This is a genomic window from Winogradskyella arenosi (assembly GCF_003337305.1).
Classification (GTDB): Bacteria; Bacteroidota; Bacteroidia; order Flavobacteriales; family Flavobacteriaceae; genus Winogradskyella; species Winogradskyella arenosi.
This window is the reverse complement of the sequence record NZ_QPJO01000020.1, coordinates 1-1977: the sequence shown is the minus strand read 5'-3', so window position 1 is coordinate 1977 and position 1977 is coordinate 1. Positions and strand designations below refer to the sequence as shown.

1 protein-coding gene is annotated in these 1977 nt (G+C 33.2%); it reads right to left on the bottom strand.

Features of this window, described 5'->3' with window-relative positions:
* Positions 1-821: 821 nt before the first annotated feature.
* A complete protein-coding gene (locus DFQ08_RS15985) occupies positions 822-1706 on the bottom strand; it encodes a hypothetical protein (RefSeq protein ID WP_114311041.1) in 885 nt (294 codons plus the stop codon).
* Positions 1707-1977 lie beyond the last annotated feature (271 nt).

The window sequence follows — 1977 nt, the reverse complement described above, 5'->3', positions numbered from 1 at the left end:
TTAAATTCAGATTCATAGTCAGGTTCGACTATCTTATTATCAATTACGCTGTCATTAAATATAATTTTCATTGGTCTGGCAAATTGCGTAGAACGGTCTTGTGTATGGTTAGTTGCGTGGTTTGGTAGCTAATTTAGCAAACTTTTACGGACCAGAGAAAATTCCGAAGGAATTTTCCAAAGAAGCACTTGCCTAAGCAATTAATTATACACGGTGTTAGCAGCCGGCTTTTAATTTCACGCTGTTTCATTAAACAACTTTAAGATTGATTTTAGCGTATAATTCCGTTCTTGGTATCCAACTACGTTCAGATTGGTTTTTTAGCGTTCAGATCGGCCGTAAAGTTTTGTAAATTAAAATAGAGTAGGGTCAGTTGATTGTTTTCTCTATGGATCTCGTAAATTCTAATTTTAATGGTTCCTATTATCCTGCGTTATTTTTCCGTAATTCTAATCAGTTCTGCTTATTCATCTGAGTAAGCAATCCAATATTGTTGTTCCGCAAACTAAGTCAATTCGACTTATCCGTCTGAGAAATAAATCCAGCGTTAATTTTCCGAACTGTTAATCGAGTCAGATTACTCGAGTGAGATTTTAATCGTGAGTAGAAATAAAAAACTCTTGGATTAAGAAAGCTGTTAGCAAAACGTGACTGCTTGCTGCTAACGTGTTTGTATATGGTTTGTTGCGTGGTCTAAGCACCTAATTTAGTAAATAAAAACTGAATAGAAAATCTGCGAGGATTTTCGTAAGTAGGTAAGAACTAGCAATAAATTATATACGGTGTTAGCAGCTGATTTTGTTAATGATTGGTGTTGTTCATTAGTCGATTCCAAGCCTTTTATGTATTTCTCTCATTTCTTTACCAAAATCAATTTGTTCCTGTATTGCTTTTCGTTTTTCTTCTGGCAAGCATTGAATACAAGTCGGATATTGAATGCCCTTGTAATATTCCTTACATTTTGGACATAATTCCATTCTGTATAAATCATAGTTAGAAGCACATTTTCGGCAAGCTGTTATTGTGTCTTCAAAGGAAAGGTATTTGATGTTGTCGTTTAAATAAAGTATAAAAGCTTTTTTTTCTATAGATTCAGCATCATTATTCTTTGCTATATTTCTTTGAAACCAATACTTAATATTTGATAGGTTATGTTGGTTTCTCCATTTATCTTTTGATACAAAGCACTTATCTCGAACTTCATAAGCGTCCATATCTTCGAAAAAAATAGCAATCAGTTCGTTTGCTGACCTATAAATTGCTTCTTCAAATTCGTGTTTACAATCTGCACAGCGATATTTTGGCTTTTTTCTTACCCTTTCGCTTGGGTTTTTATTCATACAATTTGGACACAATGGAACTGGGACATATTCATAATTATTTAATACGTGATTTCTAAATATGGATTTATCAATTTCCGAATTATTATCTATATATTGATTTGTGTATGTCCTTGTTATCTCTCTTAAAAATTCGTTGAATTTCTTTGGATGGGACAGATGCTGTAACGTTAAAGTATCTGTACTACTGCATATTTGGCATTTTTCTTTAATGAATTTTTCTCTTCTTTCCTTCCAATCTTTTGTATGCCAAGACCTTTGTCCTTCTTTGAAACCTTTCCAACATTGCTCTTTTGCAAGTTCTATCCCAATCTCATTATTTATGAGTTTGTCTCTTAATTCTATGTATTCATTGTAAGTTAACATTTGAATTCTATTATTAAATTTCGATGAAAGTAATGTCAGTTTAACTTGCTGCTAACGGTCTTGTGTATGGTTAGTTGCGTGGTTAGGTAGCTAATTTAACAAACTTTTACGAACCAGAGAAAATTCCGAAGGAATTTTCCAAAGAAGCACTTGCCTAAGCAATTAATTATACACGTTGTTAGCTACTTTAGTGCGTACAGACCAAAGTGAAAGCTTTTAGTTAGTCTGTTCTCCAAGCGCAAACATTGAGATGCTGAAACTAATCAACCGC

What these genes read in the sequence shown, in the direction of transcription:
- DFQ08_RS15985 (WP_114311041.1), bottom strand. Translation starts at nt 1,706, where the DNA reads ATGTTAACTTACAATGAATACATAGAATTAAGAGACAAACTCATAAAT.